The 19,987-nt window shown below is 50.0% G+C and carries 17 protein-coding genes and 1 pseudogene; 6 read left to right on the plus strand and 12 right to left on the minus strand.

Annotated elements, in window-relative coordinates; all coding sequences use genetic code 11:
- Window positions 1–15: 15 nt before the first annotated feature.
- On the minus strand, window positions 16–753 hold the full coding sequence (locus tag BN8899_RS18495) for a (Fe-S)-binding protein (protein ID WP_065220811.1): 738 nt from the start codon (window positions 751–753) through the stop codon (window positions 16–18).
- A 42-nt stretch (window positions 754–795) separates the two neighbouring features.
- Window positions 796–946, minus strand: a pseudogene (locus BN8899_RS18500) (L-lactate permease); the annotation flags it as partial.
- 183 nt (window positions 947–1,129) lie between these two features.
- Here BN8899_RS18500 and BN8899_RS18505 point away from each other — a divergent pair.
- Window positions 1,130–1,717 (plus strand): YIP1 family protein, encoded by a 588-nt coding sequence (locus BN8899_RS18505; RefSeq protein ID WP_065220474.1) that lies wholly within the window; start codon window positions 1,130–1,132, stop codon window positions 1,715–1,717.
- A 4-nt stretch (window positions 1,718–1,721) separates the two neighbouring features.
- Window positions 1,722–2,171: an SsrA-binding protein SmpB gene (smpB, locus tag BN8899_RS18510; RefSeq protein WP_018336022.1), complete on the plus strand. Its 450-nt coding sequence runs from the start codon at window positions 1,722–1,724 to the stop codon at window positions 2,169–2,171.
- Here smpB and BN8899_RS18515 read toward each other — a convergent pair.
- Together BN8899_RS18515 and BN8899_RS18520 are read right to left on the minus strand one after the other, a co-directional pair.
- On the minus strand, window positions 2,156–2,803 hold the full coding sequence (locus BN8899_RS18515) for a hypothetical protein (protein ID WP_065220475.1): 648 nt from the start codon (window positions 2,801–2,803) through the stop codon (window positions 2,156–2,158). The two genes, smpB and BN8899_RS18515, sit on opposite strands and share 16 nt — an antisense overlap.
- A 42-nt stretch (window positions 2,804–2,845) precedes the next feature.
- The gene (locus tag BN8899_RS18520) at window positions 2,846–3,484 is read right to left on the minus strand and encodes a DUF6266 family protein (protein WP_065220476.1); all 639 of its coding nucleotides are present in this window, start codon (window positions 3,482–3,484) and stop codon (window positions 2,846–2,848) included.
- Window positions 3,485–3,912: 428 nt separating this feature from the next.
- Here BN8899_RS18520 and BN8899_RS18525 point away from each other — a divergent pair, with 428 nt between their 5' ends.
- Window positions 3,913–4,401: a hypothetical protein gene (locus tag BN8899_RS18525; protein WP_065220477.1), complete on the plus strand. Its 489-nt coding sequence runs from the start codon at window positions 3,913–3,915 to the stop codon at window positions 4,399–4,401.
- Window positions 4,402–4,427: 26 nt separating this feature from the next.
- The gene (locus BN8899_RS20870; protein WP_157237436.1) at window positions 4,428–4,574 is read left to right on the plus strand and encodes a hypothetical protein; all 147 of its coding nucleotides are present in this window, start codon (window positions 4,428–4,430) and stop codon (window positions 4,572–4,574) included.
- Window positions 4,575–4,601: 27 nt separating this feature from the next.
- Here the strand turns inward: BN8899_RS20870 and glgP are convergent, their stop codons facing one another.
- The 5 genes from glgP to BN8899_RS18555 all read right to left on the minus strand — a co-directional run bounded on the left by glgP (window position 4,602) and on the right by BN8899_RS18555 (window position 15,875).
- Window positions 4,602–8,846, minus strand: a complete 4,245-nt coding sequence (glgP, locus tag BN8899_RS18530) for an alpha-glucan family phosphorylase (RefSeq protein WP_065220478.1) — start codon at window positions 8,844–8,846, stop codon at window positions 4,602–4,604.
- A gap of 5 nt (window positions 8,847–8,851) precedes the next feature.
- Window positions 8,852–10,201 (minus strand): glycoside hydrolase family 57 protein, encoded by a 1,350-nt coding sequence (locus tag BN8899_RS18535; RefSeq protein WP_018336017.1) that lies wholly within the window; start codon window positions 10,199–10,201, stop codon window positions 8,852–8,854.
- A 98-nt stretch (window positions 10,202–10,299) separates the two neighbouring features.
- On the minus strand, window positions 10,300–11,616 hold the full coding sequence (locus BN8899_RS18540) for a glycosyltransferase family 4 protein (protein WP_065220479.1): 1,317 nt from the start codon (window positions 11,614–11,616) through the stop codon (window positions 10,300–10,302).
- A gap of 34 nt (window positions 11,617–11,650) precedes the next feature.
- Window positions 11,651–13,597 carry an amylo-alpha-1,6-glucosidase gene (locus tag BN8899_RS18545; RefSeq protein WP_065220480.1) on the minus strand — a complete coding sequence of 649 codons (1,947 nt, stop codon included), beginning with the start codon at window positions 13,595–13,597 and terminating at the stop codon, window positions 11,651–11,653.
- A 295-nt stretch (window positions 13,598–13,892) separates the two neighbouring features.
- Window positions 13,893–15,875 carry an alpha-amylase family glycosyl hydrolase gene (locus BN8899_RS18555; RefSeq protein ID WP_065220482.1) on the minus strand — a complete coding sequence of 661 codons (1,983 nt, stop codon included), beginning with the start codon at window positions 15,873–15,875 and terminating at the stop codon, window positions 13,893–13,895.
- Between the two features lie 459 nt (window positions 15,876–16,334).
- On the opposite strand from BN8899_RS18555, the gene BN8899_RS18560 reads away from it, so the two are divergent.
- A complete protein-coding gene (locus BN8899_RS18560; RefSeq protein WP_065220483.1) occupies window positions 16,335–16,952 on the plus strand; it encodes a WbqC family protein in 618 nt (205 codons plus the stop codon).
- A 4-nt stretch (window positions 16,953–16,956) separates the two neighbouring features.
- Here the strand turns inward: BN8899_RS18560 and BN8899_RS18565 are convergent, their stop codons facing one another.
- Window positions 16,957–17,331 (minus strand): hypothetical protein, encoded by a 375-nt coding sequence (locus BN8899_RS18565; protein ID WP_148375530.1) that lies wholly within the window; start codon window positions 17,329–17,331, stop codon window positions 16,957–16,959.
- A 292-nt stretch (window positions 17,332–17,623) separates the two neighbouring features.
- Here BN8899_RS18565 and BN8899_RS18570 point away from each other — a divergent pair, with 292 nt between their 5' ends.
- The gene (locus tag BN8899_RS18570; RefSeq protein ID WP_065220485.1) at window positions 17,624–18,265 is read left to right on the plus strand and encodes an AlbA family DNA-binding domain-containing protein; all 642 of its coding nucleotides are present in this window, start codon (window positions 17,624–17,626) and stop codon (window positions 18,263–18,265) included.
- Here BN8899_RS18570 and BN8899_RS18575 read toward each other — a convergent pair.
- Both BN8899_RS18575 and lpxB read right to left on the minus strand, forming a co-directional pair.
- On the minus strand, window positions 18,249–18,689 hold the full coding sequence (locus tag BN8899_RS18575) for a hypothetical protein (RefSeq protein ID WP_148375534.1): 441 nt from the start codon (window positions 18,687–18,689) through the stop codon (window positions 18,249–18,251). The genes BN8899_RS18570 and BN8899_RS18575 overlap by 17 nt on opposite strands.
- Before the next feature lie 8 nt (window positions 18,690–18,697).
- Window positions 18,698–19,855 (minus strand): lipid-A-disaccharide synthase, encoded by a 1,158-nt coding sequence (lpxB, locus tag BN8899_RS18580; protein ID WP_065220487.1) that lies wholly within the window; start codon window positions 19,853–19,855, stop codon window positions 18,698–18,700.
- Window positions 19,856–19,987 lie beyond the last annotated feature (132 nt).

The raw sequence follows: 19,987 nt of genomic DNA on the forward strand, positions 1-19,987 counted from the left end.
ATAGATTTACATTATTTACAAACCATTACTTAATATCTCCGCCACGTGTATCGTCTTGATCGGCAACTTCTCCCGGCGAATGATACCTTCCATGTGCATCAGGCACGAACTGTCGGCTCCCGTGATGTATTCCGCCCCGGTAGACATATGGTCATGCACCTTGTCCTGCCCCATACACACGGATGTCGCCGCTTCCTCCACGGCAAACATTCCCCCGAAACCACAGCACTCGTCCACCCGTTTCGGCTCGAACACCTCCACGTCCTTCACCAGCGACAACAGATCCTTCAACTTCGAATAGCGAGGGATCACCAGCTCGCTCGGCGACGACAAGTGCAACAACCGCTCGCCGTGGCAACTGTTATGAATGCTCACCTTGTGCGGGAAACGGGCATTCAGCTTGTCGACCTTCACCACGTCGTGCAGGAACTCGCAAATCTCAAATATCCGGCTGCTGATACAAGCGTGTTCCTCCTTGTGCAGCAACGTCGGGTAATGCTCTTTCACGAAAACCACACAACTTGCCGAAGGCCCCACCACGTAATCATACTTCTCGAACAACCGCTCCATCCGTTCCGCCAACTTCGCGGAATCCTTCTGGAAACCTCCGTTCGCCATGGGTTGCCCGCAGCACGTCTGATCCAGCGGGTAATCGACATCCAATCCCAGCGACTTCAATAACTTGTACGACGCTACTCCCACGTTCGAGTAAATCGCATTAATATAACAGGGTATAAATAATCCTATCTTCATAATATAATAATTAGTTACAAGTTTCATTTTCCGGTTTTCCCATCACGCAAAAAGATACACCACCCCGGTAATCACCACGTAAACCAGCACGTAAGGGATAGCCGCCTTCAATGCTACCCTCCTGCCCTTGCTGGTCGCAAGCGGAAGTCGCAATGACGATGCTCTGCGGCGATATGATCTTTCCACCCGTTGCAGCAGGCAATTCCCCGTAGCGATCGCTTTTCGCTAAACTTTCTCACGTTTAACACTAACGAAATTAAAGAAAAATATGTTACAATATTATCACGATTTATTCATTCAATATTAGAATCACAGAATCGGCAATCAATAAATCACAGAATTTATTAAATCTAAAATTAATTCGTACTTTTGCGGTATGATGAAAAGAGCGAATTTCAAGGGCATATACGCCAGAACACGGGAAATGCTGTTCCACCCGGACACCGAGTGGCAAGCCGTGAAACGGGAAGACATCGCAGGAGCCGAAGTCTTCCGGGGATACCTCGTACCCCTAACCCTAACCAGTTCCGCCTGTACCCTAGTTTTACAGCTATTGCACACGCCCCCCCTCTACGCCCTCTTGACAGCCGCCATCACCTTCGCTGCCTCCGTTGGCGGGGCATACCTCACGTACCGCATCACCCGCGAATACCTCACCGACAAGATCGCCGAAGCCAACAACGTGGCACTCCGGCTGTCGGTCTACTGTTCGGCAATATTCATCGTGTTCCATTGCCTCTCGGAAGGAATGCCCGACGGCTTTTTCAGCCAGTTGCTGGGCTTGCTCAGCCTGCTTTGCCTCCGCACGCTCTACATCGGGATAAACCAAATGAGCCGTCTGAACGTACAACTCCGCAAGAGTACCCTTATCATAGCGGGGCTACTGCTCGTCGTATCGCCGATGATTATCCAGCGGTTGCTCATGCTCCTGTTCAGGGTACCTACCATCACGCTTAATATATAAAAGTATGCAAAACGACATCAACATAAAGAACAAAAGAGCCTCCTTCGACTACGAGTTTCTTGAGGAATACACCGCAGGCATCGTGTTAACGGGGACGGAAATCAAATCCATCCGTGCCGGGAAAGCCAGCCTCGTCGACGCCTACTGCTATTTCCACAACGGGGAACTGTGGGTAAAAGGGATGTACGTTGCCGAGTACAAACTGGGCACCTACTACAACCATATCGAACGCCGCGACCGCAAGCTCTTGTTGCAACACAAAGAACTTGTCAAACTCGAACGCAAGACGAAGGAAAGCGGGCTCACCATCGTGCCCGTCCGCCTCTTCCTCAACGAGAAAGGATTCGCCAAACTGCGCATAGCCCTTGCCCGAGGCAAAAAAGAGTACGACAAACGCGAAACCCTCAAGCAGAAAGATGCCAAACGAGAAATGGATCGCTACATGAAACGATAATACCTGCATCCCGAGAACGCTGTTCCGTCCGCCCGCTCGAAAAACACGTACACGTGAACGCCGCCTCCCAAGCGCCCGTCCAGGCGGAACGCACCTTCCCGCTCCCGCCTCGTCCCCCGCACCTCCAGCGCCACCCGGGGCGACAACGGCATATCACCATATATCACGCCAACCCGCAACCGGTCGTCGGCCGTGGCCTTATCCCACTCCCGCTCATCCTCCCACGTCACCCGGAAACAATCCCCGTCACGCCACACCTTTATATCTCTCGGCAACAATAACCTTCCCGTCGAGAAACTCAATCCCTCGAAATCCACCAGCGCCCCGCTACCGTCAAAACACGTGTAATTCTCCTTGAAAAACAAATTATGCGGGGGCATACCTTCCACCTTCCCCGCTATCCTCCAGATAACAGGCGACACGGACAAGCCGTAAGCCCGGTAAAAAGCCTGCACCGCGGCAAACCGCGTGATCGCCCCCTGCTTCTTCTCGCTATGCCCGTTCACCTCCCACGCCCTCTTCTTGCCGGGAATCGCCGCCCGCCGCGAGCACCACGTCTCGCCTCTCTTGTAAATAATCAAATTTCCTTTCTTGCCACGCAACACGTCATTTATAAAATCTTCTATTCTCATAACGTAAAAATTAAAAAGAGAGGTGTGTTAAACACACACCTCTTAATTCCCGCTCTCGATATTCACGTGCAAGGTATCGGACGCCATCTTGCCGTCCGCCCTCACCGCGAAAGCGTACGCTTCAACACTCTCCGCCTTCCACGTCCCCGGGATCGTCACCGACGTGGAGCCGCTCTCGCCTCTCTCGCGAAGCGCGACCAAGCGGCACAATTTCTGCTCCTTCTCGAGCAGGACACCATACACCCGGTCATCCGGGTAACAATTCGAGTCCACTTCCATCCCCGTTTGCGAGAAAATAATCTTACCGCTCTCCGCGTTTAACGTGGCACTCGCGTCGGGCAACTGCAAACGCCCTTTCGAGCACACCAGACGCCCGTAATCCACCTCAACCGTCCCCTCTACCACCGAACAAATGTCCTTGTTACACGAGACAAACGCGTTCTCCGGCGACCATCTCCGCTTCCTCCGCGGGAAACCCACTTCACAGGCCGGACTCATGGCAAGCGCCAGAATACCTAATTCAGCAAACTTCATACGCTGTTCAACAGCCTCTCCCGATTTTGATTTCTTACCGGGAACACCTTTTTTACGGGCGATATTATCACCCTTCCAGAAATAATACGTGGTTCCGCCCACGGACCCCTTGTAACCTCCAGCGAGGTCTGGGTAAATTTTTGCCATACAGAAATTATTTTGACAAAATTATTATTAAAAACCCCTCAATCCCTCAACCTCTTCTCACGTGTCGAGCCTCCGCGCGCCATCTACAAATTTTATCCTATTTCCAAATTTAATAACAACCAAGCCAAAATTTAAAGGTGCCTTTCCCAGGCAAAAACGCTTGTAAAAATTTTACACATTAAAAAATTTAATCTCCTGCACACAACCATTCCCTCGACAGTAAAATCAATAACCCGTGATCACAGTATGTTAAATTTTACAATGCAAATATACATCATTATTTTTAATATTCCAAGAAATAACAACAAAATTTTTACAATTTTATTTACAATCTTATTTTTTACCCACGTGAACCATTATGAACTTGACCGATACATCACCTTTGTCATACATTCGCGTATTAATTCACAAATAAATACACATACGGTATGAAAAAATTGACTTTATTATTGATTGCCGCTCTCGCTCTTTTCATGAGCAGCTGTTCCACGCTTAGCAAAACAACCAACGTGGCGAGAAACTCGAACACGGACGTTTTAATCAACCCGATCGGTGCGTCTTTAGATTTAAACAACGTTCAAAAAATTTCAGGCGAAGCACAAGCCTGGTACTTCTTATGGTTCAGGGTATGGGGAGACAAAAAATACACGGAAACACCACAAGAAGGTGCCGCATCCGTGTTCAAAGGAAGAACCTTGAAAGTTCGTTCGGCAGCCTTGTACAAGGCACTGGAGGGAAAAGACTACGATGTCGTGCTAAGCCCGCGCTACGATTCAAAAATGAAAAGCGTCTTGTTCGGTCTGGTAAAACGTTACCGGGTAAAAGTAAACGCTTACGGTAGCAATATCAAAGAATTTAAACATCGCATCCCGGGAGAAGAAGACTTTGACATCATGTTCTATAACCGCAAACGCTAAACTTTTTATAACTTTTCTTTTATAACTTGAAGGAGAGATGTGTTTCGGCACACTCTCCTTTTTTCCGGACAGACATACAAGATTTCCAACTCGTCAGCCCCGATAAAAACCGCCTCACCACCGCCTCATCACCCCGCGCACGGGATGATGAGGCGGTGGTGAGGCGGGTATGATGTGATGACACTCCCCACCAACTCCCTCTATACCCACTTCACCAAGGCAAAGTCCTGCCTGTGTGGTAACAATATATTCTTCGGGAATATCCGTAAGCCTAGCATGAACTGCCCGGGATCATCCGGAGTTACCTCTATTGAGTAGAGCGCCTTGCCATTCTCGAAAGACACGGGAACGAACTCCTGCGTAAAGCAAACTTCAAGATTCTCGTCTTTCTTCATCATTGCAACCAACTCGATACCAACATCATCAATAGACAACTCGCCCAAATCGAGGGTGACTTTCGCCTGATAGGATTTACCGAGAGAAATGATCTGTTTAGATTTATCCGGCAATATCAAACCGTCCACTTGCACGGAGTCCCATTCACGGCCGACCTTCTTCTTCCACTCCGCAATTTGATTTGCCACGGCATAGTTATTCTCGCGCAAACGGTGATAGCGGCGGGACATGGGAAGGTAGAACTTCTCCTCGTAGTCCGTCAACATCCGGTTGGACGTGAAGTTAGCCGCCACCTTAGCGATTGTGTTCTTGATGTATCCCGACCACGAAGCGGAGATACCGTCGGCAGCCCGGTCATAGAAAGCAGGAGCGATCTCCGATTCAATGATATTGTATATCATCTCCGAATCCAGTTCATTTTGGAACTCTTGATTCTCGTATGCTCTTTCCATCGGCAATGCCCAACCGGCATCCTTTTGGTAACCTTCTACCCACCAACCGTCGAGTACACTGAAATGCATTACCCCGTTCATAGCGGCTTTCTCGCCACTGGTACCGGAAGCCTCCTGCGGGCGGGTAGGCGTGTTCATCCACACATCCACCCCTTGCACCATCAAGCGTGCCAAATCCATATCGTAATTCGGCAGGAATAGTATCTTACCCAAGAACTGCGGATATTTCGATACTTCCACGATCCGTTTAATCAGATCCTGTCCCGCTTGGTCGGCAGGATGCGCTTTCCCAGCGAAGATAAACTGCACGGGACGATCCGGGTCATTCACTATCTCATTCAGACGATCGAGATTACGGAACAACAGGTGCGCCCGCTTGTATGTCGCAAAACGACGGGCAAAACCGATAGTCAGAATATCATCCCGCAGGGTGTCCTGTATATCAACAATCTGCTTCGGGGTAAAATATGCCGTGACTTGTTCGTCAGCCAAACGATGTTTGATATGACGAATCAACCGACGGCGCAACACGCTCCGCACCTCGCTAATCATCGAATCGGGCACTTGATAAATGCCCTCGAAACAAGCCTTGTCGTAATGATGTGTCTTGAACTTCTCGCCGAACACGCTCATCTGTATCTTTTTCCACTCGGGAGCCGCCCAAGTCGGGTAATGCACCCCGTTTGTCACGTAACTGATGTGTAATTCCTCCGGCATATACCCGGGGTATAGCCCCTTGAATATATCCCGGCTTACCTTGCCGTGCAACCAGCTCACGCCATTCACTTCCTGCGACAGGTTTGCCGCAAGGAAACTCATGGAAAACTTCTCGTTCGGGTCGTTCGCGTTCACCCGTCCCAATGCCAACAACTGCTCCCACGTGATCTTCAACCGATCGGGCACGAACCAGAAATAAGTCTTCAACATTCCTTCCGAGAACGAATCATGCCCGGCAGGCACTGGCGTATGGGTCGTGAACAACGAAGAAGCACGAACCACCTCCATCGCCTCTGCGAACGAAAGTTGCCCTTCAGAAACGTATTCCCGCAAACGCTCCAAACCGATAAACGCAGCGTGTCCCTCGTTGCAATGATAAACGTCCGCATCAATACCTAATCGGCGCAAAGCCCGAATACCACCGATACCCAATAATATCTCCTGTTTCAACCGATTTTCCCAGTCGCCCCCGTACAGGAAATGCGTGATACTGCGGTCAGCCTCCTGATTGTCCTCGTAATCGGTATCCAACAGGTAAAGCTCTACCCGTCCCACGTTCACCTTCCAGATTCGGGCATACACCTCCCGTCCCGGGAAAGTAAGACTGATCGTCAACCAATTGCCATTGGCATCGCGAGCTGGAGTAACCGGTATTTTCGTGAAATCCTGAGCCTCGTACTCCGCCTCCTGATTCCCGGCAGACGAAAACTTCTGCGTAAAGTAACCGTAACGATACAACAAACCGACACCCGTGATCTTCGTTTTCTTGTCACTTGCCTCTTTCAGGTAATCCCCGGCAAGAACTCCTAAACCACCGGAATATATCTTCAACGATGAATGTAACCCGTATTCCATGCTGAAATAAGCGATAGAAGGTTCACTCATCTGCTTCTTCTCCTCCATATACTCCGAGAACTTCGCATATACAGATGTCAGACGTGCCACGAATTCCTCATCATTCTCCAACTCTTTATAACGGTTCAAGGAAATCTTATCCAACAAGGCTATCGGGTTATGGCGGGTTAGCATCCACTGCAACGAATCGATGCTTTTGAACAACTCGACAGCTTCCTCGTTCCAGCACCACCAAAGATTGTTTGCCAGCTCTTCCAACGCCCTCAGACGTTCCGGGATGGAACGGTGAATAATCACCGATATCCAGTTCGGCGTGGTCGAGACTGTCTTCTTCTCGATAAACGACCATTGCTCCTCCTCCACGATCGGGAGTTCGGCAATACGCTCGTTCACCTTGTTTGCCGCCATACGGTAGGCATCCCTGTAATAAGAAACCAGATTCTCCCACAAGGCAATCTTGGAAACCTCCTTCGCATTCTTGCAGATCGCTTGGAAATCCCGTTTATTCATGGCAGCCACCTCTTTGATCTTGTCGGCAATCTTCTGCACCACCTCCTCGTTATTCCGGTCGTCCCGATGGATAACCTCGATTCCCGGGTGCGCCTTCTTGTAATAGGATTCCACCCACAAGCCGAACCCCGCCAACGTGGTCGTAATGGTCGGCACCTTGAACGCCAGACTTTCCAACGGCGTGTAGCCCCACGGCTCATAATACGAGGGGAATACCGTCAAATCCATACCCACGAGCAGGTCGTAGTACGGCATATTGAATACCCCGTCGTTCCCGTTCAGGTAACTCGGGGAGAAAAATACCTTCACTTTGTCTTCCGTCCGGTTCAACAGCTGTTCCTCGCCCAGTTTCTGTAACACGGGATCATTCTGCGGGTCAGACAGCTCATGCGTCACGTATGGCAACACAGTTTCCACCGCTTGATAGGGACGTTCCAAATTGTTCACCAGTTCCCGGTTCACCCCCTTGTATCCCGCCGGTACCAGGATGAAAGCGAGCACATCCCGTTTGTTCTCCCCGTTCCGGTTCAAACGCCCGAGAGCCTCTATAAACACATCGATTCCCTTGTTTTTAAACTCGTATCGCCCACTGATACCCACGATCAAGGCATCTTCAGCCACCACCTTGCCCAATTGTGCTTGGGCTACTTTCAACAACCGATCCCGTCCTTCTTGCCGTTTCTTCGGATAGTTTGCCTCATCCGGGACAAAACTATTCTCGAAGCCGTTCGGGGTAACTATATCCACTTTCTTTCCAAGGAAATGGTCGCACTCCAATGCTGTGATGTCGCTCACCGTCGTGAAGGCATCCGCCCATTGCGCCGACTTACTTTCCAGCGACTGTTTTGCTACCACTCCGAAACGGCGAGCCGTTTCCATCGGGTCGTACTCCTTCATCGGATCATACAGCGGCAATCCGTTGCCGGCGATACTACGCCCCAACACCGTGGCGTGCGTGGTAAACACGCAGCCGATCTGCGGCATCACGTCCCGCAAGTAGAGCAAACCGCTTCCGGTCATCCACTCGTGGAACTGGGCGATCACCTGCTGGCGAGCCGACACGTGATAACGCACGAAACTCTCGATCACCTTGCCTGCCGTGAAACCGAACAGCACGGGTTCTATGTAATCCCATTGACCCGTGATTGAATCTATCTGAAACTTCTCCCAAAAAGAAGTCAGTATCTGGTCTTTCTGTGGGATAAACGAGGTAAAATCCACGAGGATCACCACGGGATTGCCCGCTATATTCCAACGTCCCACTTTTATACGCAGTCCCTCCTGAGCAGCCTTCAACCTCCATGATTTAAACAGATGGGGGTCTTCCGTGAACTCGGGGTTCGGCACGTCATACCGCCACACGTCAGGTCCGATCAGTATATGGTTGTTCTTGAATTCCCCGGCCATACTCAACACCTTCGTTGAGATCACCGTGTGTATACCTCCAACCTTATTACACACTTCCCAGCTTACCTCGAACAAATAGGCGGGATTTTTCAATTCCAAATTGTTCATACTTTTTAATGTTTTGACTTAACTTTTTTCTCCTTAGCGTCCACCTTTTTTGATGTCTTCGCGGCACTTTCAGCACTTTTCACACGAGGAGCCCGAGTCGTTTTCTTAGGTTTCACGGGGTTTTCCTCGTTATCGGTGTCCTTTTCATCTACAAGTATACGCTTTTTTTCCATATCTTCCACCCGCAAGATAACATCACTTAACACATTCATGTAATTTATGAATGCCTCGTAAGGGGTTTCATAAGGAGAAATGTAACGATGGAAATCGTTGTCCGAGAACAATTTTGTCCTCATATAATAGAAATGGTCACTCGACTGCAACCGTGCGTAATCTTTATCCAAAACCGGATCATTCAAAGCCCTCACGCGGGACTGTATCTTGAACAACTCCTCGAAAGCCTCCGTCTGCAACTCGTTACCCATCCAGCTGGTAATATCTTTCTCCTCGTCCGACCACGAGATCGGGTACGGCACGTGCAACGGCGCCACGGGCTGGTGTTTCTTCACCGCCTCGTTCGGGGTCAGGAATTCAAAATCCGTCATCGAGAATATATATTCGGGCAACGACCTCATGAATTCAAAGATACCCGTTTCCGCCGGTTGGTTTTCACCGAACGTCTCGTAGTTCATAAAGAGGTTCACGATCTCGCTGTCTTTTGCACTATCATTCAGCCAGCGGACATACTTATCCGCAGTAATCGGCCACTCGCCCCACTCCCGTTCGCCAAAACGCATCGAGAGGTCATCGCTCAACCGGGAATTCTTCAACAACAATTTCAGTTTCGGGTTCGCCGCATTCGTGTACAGGAAATTCGGACTCTTCCAACCTAACACGTGTTTCGCTCCATCCGTCAACATGGCTTCAAATCCCATTGCCGCCACCCGTTCCCCGATCTGGTCGGAATAAATCAACGACGAGTTGCGCAACGTCACCGGTTTCTGCCCGAATAATTCCTGCATTCTCTCTACGTGGCGTTTTACCTGCATTTCAAACTCGTTCGTCGACGAGAGGGATGCCAGCGAATGGGGATACGTTTCCGCCAAGAACTCCACGCACCCGGTTTTGGCAAGTTCCTGAAAACTCTCGATCACTTCCGGCGTATGCAGGGCAAACTGCTCCAATGCCGACCCGGAAATGGAAAAACTAACCTTGAAGTTCTCCCCGTAACGTTTTATCATATCCATTACCAGCCGGTTCATCGGCAAATAACACTTCTCCGCTACCCGCCGGATCGTTGAACGGTTCACGTACTCGTCAAAATAATCGTGGCGCTTGCCTATATCGAAGAAACGATACCTCCTCAGTCTCACCGGTTGATGTATCTGAAAATAGAAACACAATGTCTTTCTCATAACCATACATTTTTTAATTGAGAATTGAAAATTGAAAATTGAAAATGACTTTCCCTTTCTCCCTTTCCAATAATTTATTTATTTTTTATTGTCAACTATTATAAGCCTTGTCCGGAGGACACCCGTGACCTTATCATTTCTAACGCACTTTTGTAAACCTCCGCAACCTTTAAAGCGGCATTCTCCCACTTCAGTTGGTTGACTTCTTCCAGTCCCTGTTCACCTGCCATTTTACCCAGTGCGGGGTAAGACAACAAGGCGTATATGGCATCCGCCAAAGCGTCTACATCCCAGTAGTCCACCTTGATAGAATGCTTCAAGACTTCTGCCACCCCGGATTGCTTGGAGATGATCGTGGGCACTCCCGCCCTCATCGCCTCCAACGGGGATATCCCGAACGGCTCGGAAACAGAAGGCATCACATACACGTCGCTGTACGAGAACATCTTCTGCACATCGTCACCACGCAAGAAACCGGTAAAATGAAACTTCGTCGCTATTTTCAACTGAGCCACCCGCCGGATCGACCGGTTGAACAAATCGCCGCTTCCCGCCATCACGAAGCGGACGTTAGGATAACGTTTCAAGACTTTATTCGCTGCCTCGATAAAATACTCAGGACCTTTCTGGAAAGTAATTCGCCCCAGAAAAGTAACTACTTTCTCCTTCACGCCCCGTTCTACTTCGACATCCTCACGTGTCTGAAAATCCACGGCATTGTGGACGGTCACCACCTTATCGGGATCAATACCGTAACGATTAATCACGATATTCCGTGTCAGATTACTCACGGTAATCACCCGATCGGCTGCTTCCATACCTCGCCGCTCTATATCATACACTTGCTGGTTCACGTGTTCCCCGCTCCGGTCGAACTCCGTGGCGTGTACATGGATCACCAACGGTTTGCCGGAAACTTTCTTCGCCACGATCCCGGCGGCATACGTCAACCAGTCGTGGGCGTGTATAATATCAAAATCCTGTTGCGCCGCTATCGTCCCAGCCACCATGGCGTAGCGGGCTACCTCCTCCATCAGGTTCGCCCCGTATTTACCGGAGAATTGAAACTTGTTACGGAAAACGATATGTTCCCCGTGCTCCCCGGTTTTCACCGCCTCCGTCACCGTCTTCTCGAAAGTCTCCGGGTCAAGATAGGGCACCAGATTGGAACCGATCTCCATAAAGTTCACGTTCTGCCAATACTCGTCCAACGTCGAGTACTCGCTCATCATTTCGACATCACTCGCATTAATGATCTTTGCAACACTCTGGTCTTCATCACCACCGGCTTTCGGCATGACGAACATGATCTTGACTCCATGTTTGGCAAGACCCTTCGTCAAACCGTAGCTAGCCGTTCCCAAGCCCCCTGCAATATGTGGTGGAAATTCCCACCCAAACATCAATACTTTCATATTATATAATTTATATGTGTGGCAATGTGTAAATTCAATTTTCACATTTTCTAATTAATTCCATACTTCTCAAAACTTCTCCCACACTCCATGCTTGCGATATACTTCCATTCGGGTTATGTGGCGGATCGCCGTCGTAAACCTCGGCAATCGAGCACACCCCGTAAAGCGTCATATCTTCCTCGTACCCGTCCAGCAACTCTTTCGCCTCGGGTAAAAACTGTTTCCCGTGCAACTTCAAGTTCGCCTCGATGTACGCCCCGATCAACCAAGGCCATACCGTTCCTTGATGATAAGCCTCGTCACGACGGTTCTGGTCGCCCTCGTAATGCCCGTGATAATTCGGGTTCTTGGGCGACAACGTACGAAGTCCTTTCGGAGTCAGCAACTCCCGGGTAATCACGTTCAACACGCTTTCCTTCATGTCATCGGTAATCGGGGAATAAGCCAACGAACAAGCGAAAACCTGATTCGGTCGCACCCACAGGTTCTGCCCTTCCAAATCCACGTAGTCTGCCAAATATCCCTTCTCCTCGTTCCAGAAGGTTTCCACGAACGACTTCCGGATTAACTCGGGCATCTCTTTCCATTCTTCCACAAATTTCTTGTCTTTTTCCTCTTCCGCCAGCTTCAGCGAGTAGCACACGGCATTATACCACAAGGCATTAATCTCCACGGCATATCCAGCCCTCGGCGTCACGGGGACTCCTCGAACCACGGCATCCATCCACGTCAGTGCCTTGCCGGGCTGTGCAGCCCATATCAATCCGTTCTTATCCATGTGCAAACCGGGATTGATCCCGTCCCGGAACGCCGCCAGAATAGCTTTCATCTTATTCCCGTAAGCCTTCCATATCGCTCCCGGCTCGTTCAAAGCCTCGTCATACTGTTGCACCGCCCAAAAATACCACATCGGGGCATCGATCGAGTTGTAAGCCGCCTTATCCCCCTTACCGATATTCGGGAACAACCCGTTGTGCAACTGTCGGGACATCGTGTCAAGCACCTCCTTGCAGGTCTTTAGATCCGGGCAAGCCGCCAGCGTCAAACCGGGCAGGGCAATAAAAGTATCGCGCCCCCAACGACCGAACCACGGGTAGCCCGCCACGACCTCCGTGTCCTTGCCGTCATGCACGATAAACTGTGAAGCCGAATACGTCAGGCAATTCTCGCAATCATCGCGTTGTTTCCGTTTCGCTTCCAGTTGTTGGAACTTGCGTTTCAACCCGGAGGTCTTCGCCTCCTCTGTCGATGCCGAAAAAATAACGCTTTCCCCCTTCTTGATCGGAACCTCGAAATAGCCCGGAACAAAAAGGTCTTCCTTGTAATCATACCCGCGGGCTTTCTCCTCCAGGTACTCTATATTATAATACCAGTCCGGCACCGCCACGAACTCGTTCGCCTTGCTCAACTGCATATTCAATGCAGGAAACCCGACGTACAGCTTGGAACGGATACCGTTCTCCACTACCTCGTACTTCGTGTTCGCCATCATATTCGCTTTGCTCAGTGAATGTGCGTTACGGTAAGCCAAGAATGGTTTCAACCGCAAGTACGTCTCCGAATGGGCATCCTCCAGCGTGTAACGAACCATCAATTGTGCTTCATTGTGCACCATCAATATCTCTTTTTTCAAAACGACACCTCCCACCCGGTAGGTCAACGTGAACAACGGATCGTATTCCAAATCCACGATATATTTATGCCCCCGGGGCTCGTATATTCCCGGGTATTTGTGTATGCCCAAGTTGAACTCCTGCCCGTGTTGAATGATCGTTTCATCCAGCGAGGACAACAACACGTGGTTCTCCCCGTCGAACTCCTTGATCGGCAGGACTAATAACCCGTGATATTTCCTCGTGTTACAACAGACTATGGTTGTCGAAGAATATCCCCCCGCCCTATTGGTCGAAAGCACCTCTCTTTTCAAGGAATATTCCAAGTTAACCAATTCTTCTTTGTTGAAATTCAAGTAACTCATATCTTAATTTTAGATTTGATGATTTTAGATTTTAGATTTCCACGCTCGTGTCAACGCTTCTTTCCTCTCTAAATTCCTATTTTTTTTATCTTTTATCTCTAAAAACTCCCCCCTTAGGGGTATTGAGCCCGAGGCAGTCTCGAATCGGCTCTCGCTCAACAAACACGGAGCAAGCTCCTGTCTGTTCTTGCTTACTCGCCGATTTCCCTCTATAAACAGAGGAAGAGCTAAAATACTTACCGTCTTCGGCTTTGTCGACGGAGGAGTTCATTTTCAATTATTCATTTTCAATTATTCAACTTCGACGTAAAACCAGCCCCGTCCGAGCGGGTATATATAAACTCAACTGTCCCCTTCCGGGCGACACGTAACGGGTGAAATGTTCCGTCTCGGGGTTTATCCGTCCCGCCCCGTCAAATGCCTTGTCATCCGTGTCCAGTATATAAGTAAATTTTCCGGAGGGTGCATCGAACTTGTAATCCGGGAAAGACTTTTCCGGGTTGAAGTTAAAAACGAACATCACGTCCCCGCGCATAAAAATCAATATCTGCCGTTCGTTATCCCGCACCAGCGGTTCCGGGCGCCACTCGAAGATATTGTTGTCCGTCACCGCCTGTAACATTGCCTTGTCAAAGACGTTCAAAAAGCGAAAGCGCAAACTCTCGTCGTCCACGAGGCTCCACAATCGACGAGCGTGCTCGTAACTCCAACCGTTCCCTTCCCGCGGGAAATCTATCCACTCCGGGTGTCCCCACTCATTGCCCATGAAGTTCAAGTACCCGTCCGCTGCCGTACCTATCGTCACGAGACGGATCATCTTGTGAAGCGCCATCCCCCGATCGATAATCACGCTCGTATCAAACACGCTCATCGACGAGTATATCGCCTTGTCTACCAACCGGAAGAATATCGTTTTATCACCCACCAAAGCTTGATCGTGACTCTCGGCGTAACTAATCGTGTGTTCCTCCTCCCGCTTGTTCGTCAACTCGTAGAACAGGTCTCCCACGTGCCATTCTTCATCCCGCTTCTCCTTCAGCAACTTGATCCAGTAATCCGGCGTACCCATGTTCATCCGGTAATCGAACCCCATGCCCCCGTCTTCTACCGGGGAAGCCACGCCGGGCATACCGCTCACGTCCTCGGCTATGGAGATCGCTTCCGGTGCCACTTGATGGATCACCCGATTAGCCAGCGCCAGATAAGTGATTGCATTCTCGTCCTCGTTCCCGTCGTAATACATAGAGTATTCAGTGAAATTGCGTTCTATCCCATGATCCCAGTACAACATACTCGTGATGCCGTCGAAACGGAATCCATCGAACTGAAACTCTTCCAGCCAATATTTGCAATTCGACAGCAAGAAATTCAACACCTCGTGTTTCCCGTAATCGAAACAACGGGAATCCCATAACGGGTGGCGTCCCCGTGCACCGGGATAGAAATACTGGTCTGTCGTCCCGTCAAAACGACTCAACCCTTCCAGCTCGTTATTCACCGCGTGGGAATGCACTATATCCATGATTACCCGCACGCCCAAGCCATGCGCCGCATCAATCAATGCCTTTAATTCTTCCGGCGTCCCAAAACGGGAACTCACCGCAAAAAAATTAGCCACTTGATAACCGAACGACCCGTAATACGGGTGCTCCTGTACCGCCATCAGCTGGATGGTATTGTATCCCAAATCCACGATCCGCGGTAGCACGAACAGGCGAAACTCCGTGAACGTCGATACCCTTCGGTGCTCCGTCGCCATTCCGACATGAGCCTCGTAAATCAAGGGATTCTCCGCCCGCGGCGGTCTGCCGTAACGCATCCGGTAAGGTTGCGCCGGTTCCCATACCTGTGCGCTGTACACCTTCGTGTACTCGTCCTGTACCACCCGCCTCACGTGCGACGGCAAGCGTTCGCCGCTTCCCCCGTCCCACTCTACCAGCAAACGGTACAGCATCTCGTGCGCCAACGCATCCGCCGGCAGGCGAATTTCCCAGTTCCCGCTTCCAGCTTTTGTCAGCGCGTAGTCGGGATGCTTGCGCCAGTCATTGAATTCCCCCAAGAAATAAACCGCCGTGGCATTCGGCGCCCATTCCCGAAACACCCAACCGTCCGCCACGCGGTGCAACCCGTAATAGAGGTACGAGTTACACGCATCCGCCAGCCGCGTCGTCCGGTAAGTGAACTCCCGCTCCATATCCAACACTTGCTGGTGTCTTCTCTCGATCACTCCCGCGTATGGTTGTAATAATTTATCTTGTTCCACGAGTTTTAGCATCATATATCTTTTTTTATATTTTAATCTTTCAAATAAACCGTCTTTATGTTACAATCCGGTTAGGATATTGTTACCATTAATTTACGTGGAATCATGGCTTTTGTTCTATTCGCGGGGTAAAAATTATTCTCCTTTCTTGCCTATCCCGTGAAGTCCTTTACCGAACCCGGACATTTTGTTAATTGTTTTACAAGATACAACAATCGAACCAAAAACCATACTTTTTTGGTATAAATTCATTAAAGAAGAGAAAATAATACAGATTTCCGCCCAAGTGAAAAATATTAAGCTCTTTTGCAGTTTAACGCCGCCTTAACTCCACGTGAACAGTCACTCTTGGGCATTCACAACCCGAGGAAGCCTGTTTTGCACGTCCGCAACCACACCTTGCCCAGGTATTCCTCTTGCACGGAGTCAAAATAACGCGTAACTTGCGAACCCGTAATTTGTAATGAATAAATCATGAGCAACATTCTAGTCAACACGGCATATTTTCCCCCGGTACAGTACTTCTCGGAGATCAAAGGCTGTTCGGAAATACTCGTAGAACAGTATGAAAGTTATGGCAAACAAAGTTACCGCAACCGCTGCGACATCATGACCGCCAACGGCGTCATGACCCTCTCCGTCCCCGTCGTAAAAGGAGCCTCGCTGAAGATGTTGACAAAAGACGTACTCGTGGACTATTCCACCCCTTGGCAGAAACTCCATTTCAAAGGCATCGAATCCGCCTACAAGAACTCTCCCTACTACGATTATTACATGGATAATTTCATGCCCTTTTTCGAGCGGAAAGAGAAATATTTGCTCGACCTCAACACTAAGATTCTACGTGAACTTATGGAGAACATCGGTCTTCGCCGTCCCCTGTCATTCACCGAAGATTACTACCCGACCCCCGAAAACCACGAAGACCTGCGCGATGTCATTCACCCCAAGCCCTCCCGCCGCCGTGCCGAACGCCCTTTCACCCCGAAGCCTTACCACCAAACCTTCGCCGAGCGTTTTCCCTTTGTCCCGAACCTCAGCATCATAGACCTGCTCTTTAACATGGGACCGGAAACAGACGGGTATCTATAAAAGTTTAACAGCGCCTGGAGGCGCTGTTAAAAAAGTCCAGTACACGATCCATTTCCGTGCAACCCTCGTTGCCCAAGATAGAATCGACCATCAAGGCACAATAGTACGCATCACGCCAATAGCGGCAGGCGTACGCCCGCCCGCCACCGAAGCAGGCTTCCAACGCCTCCCGGTACGCCTCCACCGCCGTGGTTTCCCGCCCCAATTCCCGGGCAAAATCACCGAGGAACATCAGTTCCCGGATCACGACATACGTCCTCCCGTCCGACAACATAGCCTTCCGATACGCCCAGATAGCCGCATCTACACCCTCAGCGCTCAGCCACAACTGACCTTTTCCCGCCGCCGCCACTCTCTGACTTTTTCTTTTGTTACTCATGTATCAAATAAATAAAAGTTTATAAATGAATAAACTCTTACGCCCCCCGCAAAAAAACAGGAGACGTAAATCCACACCCCTCCTGGGTATATAGATTTACGTCTCCTGTATTTGAATACAAATATATAAAAAAAGCACACGAAATAAAAAGCAAAAAAATACAAGAAGCTACCAACAATACAAGATACAAAGGCAGATTGACAGCAGTTCTTCCCCGGGCAAAAGCGTGTTTACCCTACCGGAAAAATACAGAGAATTTATTTATCTTTGCGCCACAAACAAGAAGCAGACCATGACACGGGAACCATCTGACTACATACACGACCGAATAGAGGAAGGGGAACACCAACAACAGGATTTCAAATTTGAAATATCCGATGCCCGAAAAATAGCCCGGTCACTCTCCGCCTTTGCCAACACCGACGGCGGCAGGCTGCTTGTCGGGGTTAAGGACAACGGCAAGATAGCCGGGGTTCGCTCGGAGGAAGAAATATACATGGTCGAAGCCGCCACCTCGCTCTACTGCAAACCACAGATAGAATGCGAGATGCACACCTACCGCATCGAGGGACGCACCGTGCTGGAAGTCATCATTCCGGAAGGAAAACAGAAACCGTATTACGCCAAAGACCACGACAACCACTGGTGGGCATACGTCCGCGTGAAGGATGAGAACATCCTCGCCACGCCTGTCCACCTCAAGGTATGGCAACAGTCAGGAACCCCGCTCGGTTCACTCGTGCGCTACACCGAAAACGAACAAATACTGCTCGACCATCTCGCACGCCACGACACCATCAGCCTCAACCAATACTGCCGCCTTGCACGGGTTTCCCGCCCGAAAGCGGAGACGATCCTCGCCAGATTCATTCGTTTCGACCTTATCGAGGCATTCTTCGACGGCAACAAGTTCCTGTTCAAGGAAAAGAAATAGACTTCACCCACAGCAACACGGTTTGGTACGCCCTGCCCTGTTCGCTCATCATCCCGCAGACTTTCAATTTTTCGTTCGTTTGCAGGTGGTGATACGGCACCAGATCGAAGAAATTAAGGTCAATATCTTCGCTCATTTTCTGTATCAACAAGGGAATAATCCGGTCGCCCATCTTCACGAGCTCCTTGTATTCCGGCACCTCTTTGGAAGACTCCGTCCGACTGCTAAGCCGTATTTCATGATTGTTCATGTAAGCATCCTTCCAAGCCTTGTAACGCTTGTCGAATGTCTTCCGGGTAGAATCCGGAATCTCGGAAACAGCCTTCTCTATCACCTTTTTCTCCTTGGCAGTAAACCGCCATTTGTTCTCCCCCATGACGCATAGAGAAAGTAAAACCAGCATAGATGTAACAACCGTTTTCATGGTCTTGATTATTTTGATTTATCCTTGTTTGAAGTGACATTCTCTTTCAATTGTCCGATCATCATCTCCGCGAACCGATCCGAGGCACCCGGTTCCCCGAGACGCTCGTTTACCTCCCGGTAACCGGCAAGCATCGCGGCACGGCTCTCCCCGTCGTGCAGGATGGCAGACAGTTCGTGCAGGATGTTCCGCTCATTCAACTTCTGCATCAGCAGCTCGGGAACGACCTCTCTCCCCGCAATCAAGTTAACCAGCGAAATGAATTTTACCTTCACGAAGGTCTTGAACAAGAAATAGCTGAAAGCTCCCCCCTCCCCGCTATAACAAACCACCTGCGGGGTTCCCAGTATGGCGGTTTCTAACGTCGCCGTCCCGGAGGTAACCAGTGCGGCACGGGCTTGTTTCACGAGGCGGTAGGTCTGCCCGTACACGATACGCACTCCCGTTCCCTGTATATAAGACGCATAGTCGGCATCCATCATCGAGGGAGCCCCGGCAATCACGAACTCGTGCCCCGGGAAGTGGGGTATCATCAACAACATCTTCGGCAACACGTGTTTCAACTCCTGTGCCCGGCTACCCGCCACGAGGGCGATGATTGGCTTTCCCGACAAGCCGTTCCGCCGGGTAAATTCCTCGAACGTCTCGTCCTTGTGATCCCGGTCATGGATGGCATCCACCAGCGGGTTACCCGCGTAATAAACGGGATAATCATACCGGGCATAAAACCCGACCTCAAAGGGGAAGATAACGAACATCCGATCGACGAGGCGCTTGATCTTCTTCACCCGTCCCGTGTTCCACGCCCATATCTTAGGCGATATATAATAATAGACTGGGATACCCGCCTCCTTGATAAACTTCGCCACCCGGAGATTGAATCCCCCGTAATCGACGAGAATCACGACATCCGGGCGCCACGCCAAAATATCCCGGCGACACTCGTCTATATTCGCCTTGATCTTGTCGAGGTTCTTCAACACGGTAAGGAACCCCATGATGGCGGTATCCTTGTAATGGCGCACGATCTCGCAGCCAGCAGCACGCATCAGATCGCCCCCCCAGCCTCGCGCCAGCGCATCCGGGTCTCGACGTTTCAGACCCTTGATTAAATTCGAGGCGTGCAGATCGCCCGATGCCTCTCCGGCAATAATGTAATACTTCATCTACTCCTAGTTTTATCGCCTTCGGCGAGTTGCAAGTTTTGAGGTTGCAAGTTACAAGTTTTTTACACGGTCACAAAATCAATTTTCAATTTTCAATTTTCAATTTTCAATTATTTACTACCTTTGTCCACT

The sequence above is a fragment of the Butyricimonas sp. Marseille-P2440 genome (assembly GCF_900091675.1).
In the GTDB taxonomy this organism is placed as follows: Bacteria; Bacteroidota; Bacteroidia; order Bacteroidales; family Marinifilaceae; genus Butyricimonas; species Butyricimonas synergistica.